Origin of the sequence: Citrobacter sp. S55_ASV_140 (assembly GCF_018919505.1) — a bacterium.
Classification (GTDB): Bacteria; Pseudomonadota; Gammaproteobacteria; order Enterobacterales; family Enterobacteriaceae; genus Citrobacter; species Citrobacter werkmanii.
This window is the reverse complement of record NZ_JAHLQZ010000433.1, coordinates 1-519: the sequence shown is the minus strand read 5'-3', so window position 1 is coordinate 519 and position 519 is coordinate 1. Positions and strand designations below refer to the sequence as shown.

Here is a 519-nt window from a genome sequence, read left to right as displayed (position 1 = left end):
TGCTTGAGGCACTAATATAAGGTTCGGCAGAGAAGCGGTATTCAACGTCAACGTGTTTACTCAGGACTTCTTTACTGAAAATGCCACACATAAACAGAACTGTACCTCGTTTAACCCAAAACGTGTTATCACATACAACGTAAATAATGGCAAGCCATTTTTAAACGTGTCTCGATCGGTCGCACAAATCCTGTTGTTCATCAAACAACCACTGCACAGTTATGCGCCAGACCGAGCAGAGTTATATTCTCACCTCTCTCCCCTTGCCCCGTCAGGCTTGCACCGTCACAGGGACATTTCTACCATAGCTCAATAGCTTCGGTTGTTCCAGGTTATCTGTCACAGGGGCTGGTGGATATCATTTTTTATGCTTAGTAATGCATAAAATGTCACAAGCGTAAAAATGAGATCCGCCTTTTGGTTTTGCACTAAAATAATGAAAGAATGATGACAATGCACAAAAAAAGTAAGAGAAACGTTTCGCTGTGAATAAGACGATCGCTATCACAAAAATGACAT

The 519-nt window shown here is 41.6% G+C and carries 1 protein-coding gene; it reads right to left on the bottom strand.

Annotated elements, in window-relative coordinates; translation table 11 throughout:
- Positions 1 to 91 (bottom strand): DUF2627 domain-containing protein (locus KQJ18_RS24380; protein ID WP_216423002.1); only part of this gene is annotated, 91 nt, incomplete at its 3' end.
- Positions 92 to 519: the final 428 nt, after the last annotated feature.